Origin of the sequence: Frankia sp. AgKG'84/4, from assembly GCF_023242965.2 — a bacterium.
In the GTDB taxonomy this organism is placed as follows: domain Bacteria; phylum Actinomycetota; class Actinomycetes; order Frankiales; family Frankiaceae; genus Frankia.
Window position 1 is genome coordinate 1 of record NZ_JALKFU020000475.1, and the last position, 4,233, is coordinate 4,233.

General features: G+C 74.4%; 1 protein-coding gene. It reads right to left on the reverse strand.

Translation table 11 applies throughout. The features are described 5' to 3' along the window. Nucleotides 1–4,189, reverse strand: a 4,189-nt coding sequence (locus MXD58_RS21515; RefSeq protein WP_250609808.1) for an SDR family NAD(P)-dependent oxidoreductase, incomplete at its 3' end; no start/stop codon positions are given. Between the last annotated feature and the right edge of the window lie 44 nt (nt 4,190–4,233).

A 4,233-nucleotide genomic window follows, 5' to 3' on the forward strand; every position in this document is an offset into this window, starting at 1 on the left:
GTGGCCGCACCAGTCCGCGAAGCGACGCGGGGATGCCCCGCGTCGAGGCCAGCGCCCGGATCGCCGCCAGGTCGAACGCGGCCGGGACGCTCACCGCGGTGGATGCGCCGGCTGCCGCGTCGAACAGCGCCAGCCCCGCCTCGGCGTCGAGTGGCCGCAGCCCGCCGGTGTCCATCCGCCGTAGCGCGGTGTCGTCGAGGTGGCCGGTCATGTCACTGCCGGGCGCCCACCGTCCCCAGACCATCGACACCGCGGGCAGGCCGGCGGCCCGGCGGCGCTCGGCGAACGCGTCGAGGAAGGCGTTGGCCGCGGCGTAGTTACCCTGGCCCGGACCACCGAAGATCCCGGCGATCGAGGAGAACAGGACGAACGCCGCCAGATCCCGGCCGGCGGTGAGTGCGTGCAGGTTGAGCACGGCGTCCACCTTCGGCCGCAGCACCTGGTCCAGCCGTTCGGGCGTGAGCGCGGCGACCACCCCGTCGTCGAGCACGCCGGCCGCGTGGACAACCGCGGTCAGCGGGTGCCGGGCCGGGATGGCATCGACGACGGCGGCGAGCTGGTCCCGGTCCGCCGCGTCGCATGCGGCGAGCGTGACGGTGGCGCCCAGTCCGTCCAGCTCCTGCGCCAGGCGGGCGGCGCCGGGCGCGGCGGCACCGCGGCGGCCGACCAGCACGAGGTGACGCACGCCGTGGACGGCGACGAGGTGCCTGGCCACCAGCGCCCCCAGCGTCCCGGTGGCACCGGTGACCAGCACCGTGCCCTGCGGATCCCATCCCGTGGCCGGTGTCGCGGGCGGCGCGGTCAGGACGATCTTGCCGATGTGGCGGCCCTGGCTGAGGAAGCGGAACGCCTCCGGTGCCCGGCGGACGTCGACGAACCGGGTCGGCAGGGGGTTGAGCACGCCCTGCGCGAACAGCGCGATGACCTCGGCGAACAGCTCCTGGAGGCGCCCGAGGCCGGCGTCCATCAGCTCGAACGCGTGGTAACGCACCCCGGGACGCTCGGCGGCGACGACCGCCGCGTCCCGGACGTCGGTCTTGCCCATCTCCACGAACGCGCCACCGCGGGGCAGCAGCCGCAGCGAGGCGTCGACGAACTCACCGGCGAGCGCGTTGAGGACCACGTCGACGCCCGCCCCGCCGGAGGTGGCGTGGAACCGGTCGGCGAAGTCCAGGGTCCGGGAGGAGGCGAGATGGTCATCGTCGATCCCCATCGCCCGCAGGACGTCCCACTTGCCGGGGCTCGCCGTCGCGTACACCTCGGCGCCGAGATGACGGGCCAGCTGGACGGCGGCCATCCCGACCCCGCCGGCCGCCGCGTGCACGAGCACCGTCTGCCCGGCGTGCAGACCGGCGAGATCGACGAGTCCGTAGTACGCGGTGAGGAAGACGACCGGCACCGAGGCGGCCTGGCCGAACGTCCAGCCGGCGGGGACGCGGGCGAGCATGCGCCGGTCGGTCACCGTCAGGGAGGCGAAGGAACCGGCGAACAGCCCCATCACCGCCTCCCCCACGGCCAGGTCCGTCACGTCCGGGCCGACCTCGACGACCACCCCGGCGCCCTCGATGCCCAGCGGACCCGCGTCGCCGGGGTAGAGCCCCAGCGCGTTCAGCGCGTCCCGGAAGTTCAGCCCGGACGCCCGCATCCGAACCCGGACCTGGGCGCCGACCAGCGGCCCGGACGCCTCCGGGCAGGGCAACAGCGCCAGGTTCGCCAGGGCACCCTTGCCGGTGCTTTCCAGCCGCCAGGCGGCCACCGCCGGGGGCACGAGCGTGTCGCCACCCCCGGCCCGCACCAGCCGGCCGACCCGCACCTCGCCCGCGCGGATCGCGAGCCGCGGCTCGTCGGCGGCCAGCGCCGCCACCGCGGTGGGCAGCGCCTGCCACGACGCCGGTTCGGCGTCGAGGTCGATCAGCGCGAAGCGGTCGGGGTTCTCCGAGCGGGCGGACAGGAGCAGGCCCCACACCGCCGCCGAGACGGGATCGGCCGGCGGGTCACCGGGTCCGGCCGCCACGGCTGCCCGACTCACCAGGACCAGCCGGGAGGAGGCGAAGCGGTCGTCGGCGAGCCACTGCTGCGCCAACCGCAGGGCGTGACCGGTGGCCGTCCGCACGTCCTCGGCCCGCAGCTGCTCGACCCATGCCTGCTGGGCCGGTGCCTGCTGGGCCGGTGCCTGCTGGGCCGGTGCGCCCCCAACCCGACCATCTTCGGCCGGGCCGGTGCCCGGATCCGGATGCGCGGACGGGCAGGGCACGAGCACCACAGCGGGCACGGGTACCCCGGCCGCCACGGCGGCCGACAGCGCCGGCAGATCGACGTGGTGATCGACGACGACGCCGCTGCCCGCCAGCTCTGTCAGCTCTGTCAGCTCCGGCGTGATCACCGGGTCGGCGCCGAGGACCGCCCACGTGGACGGTGCCGAGCCCGCGGCGACCGGCACGTCCACGGCGACCGGCGGCACCGTCACCCAGCCGAACTCGTACAGGTCGTCCACCACAACCGAGCCACCGGCGGGGCGCGCCGGATCGACGGCCCGCAGCACCAGCGACTCGATGGTGGCCACCGGCTGACCATCGGTGTCGGTGAGCCGCAGGCTGATCGCGTCGCGACCGGCCGGTGCCAGTCGTACCCGCAGCGCGGTGGCACCGGTGGCGTACAGGCCGATGCCACTCCAGGCGAACGGCAGCCGGGTGCTGTCGTCGCGCTCGCCGGGGTTGGGCAGTCCGCCGAGCGCCATCGCGTGCAGGGCCGCGTCCAGCAGCGCCGGATGCAACCCGAACGAGCCGGCGTCCGGTCCGTGCTCGGATGGCAGGCTCACCTCGGCGAGCACCTCGTCGCCCAGCCGCCAGGCGGCGCGCAGCCCCCGGAACACCGGGCCGTAGGTGAAGCCGACCGCGGCCAGATCGTCGTAGAGGGTCTCGTGAGCAGCCGGCTCGGCCCCGGCCGGCGGCCAGGCCCCGGTGTCGATCGACGGCGCCCGGGTGTCCGCCGCGAGCAGGCCGGACGCATGCCGCGTCCAGACCCGGTCGCCGGCATCCGCACCGGCGGTGTCGGGATGGGAGAAGAAGGACACCGCGCGGCGGCCGCCGTCGTCGGGCGGATCGACCGTCACCTGGATCCGGACGGCACCCGAGGCGGGCAGGACCAGCGGGACCGCGATGGTCAGGTCCTCCACCCGCCCGCAGCCGACCTGCGAGCCGACGTGGACGGCGAGCTCCACGAACGCCGCACCCGGCAGCAGCACCGTGCCCGACACGGCGTGGTCGGCGAGCCAGGGATGGTCGCTCAGGGAGAGCCGGCCGGTGACCAGCAGGCTGTCGGAGCTCGCCACTGTGACGGCGGCGCCCAGCAGAGGATGGTCGGCCGCATCCAGCCCGGCGGCGGCGACGTCGGTGGCCCCGGGCCCCGCCGGTTCCAGCCAGTACCGCTGCTCCTGGAAGGCGTAGGTGGGCAGATCGACCCGCCGGGGCGGCGCTCCGAGCATCGGCGCCCCGAACATCGGCGCCCAGTCCACCGCGACACCGCGGGTGAACACCTCGGCCACACTGGCCAGAAAACGCCCCGGACCGCCATCGTCACGGCGCAGCGTCCCGAACGCCACAGCGTCAGAAGCAGAATCCGTGGCCGCGCTCGAATCCGCTGCCGCGTCGATGGTCTCCTGCATACCGACCGTCAACACCGGATGCGGACTGACCTCGACGAAAACACGACGACCGCTGTCCAGCAGACCCCGCACCACCGGCTCGAACAACACCGGCTCCCGCAGGTTCCGCACCCAGTAACCGGCATCCAACACCGTCTCTTCCACCGGCCCGCCGGTCACCGTCGAAAAGAACGGAATCTCCGGCACCCGCGGGGTGATATCGGCCAAAGCCACCATCAGCTCGTCCACAACATCGTCGACCTGCGCCGAATGCGACGCATAATCCACCGCGATCCGCCGAACCCGAACTCCCTGCGTTTCACAACCGGCCAGGAACTCGTCCAACGCCTGCGGATCACCCGACACCACCGTCGACGACGGCCCGTTCACCGCCGCCACCGACAGCCGCCCGGCCCACCCCCCAAGGCGCTCCGCCACCTCCCCGGACGGCAACGCCACCGACGCCATCCCACCCCGACCCGACAACCCGGCCGCCACCAGCCCGCTGCGCACCGCCACCACCCGCGCCCCATCCGCCAGACCCAACGCCCCCGCCACACACGCCGCCGCGATCTCCCCCTGCGAATGCC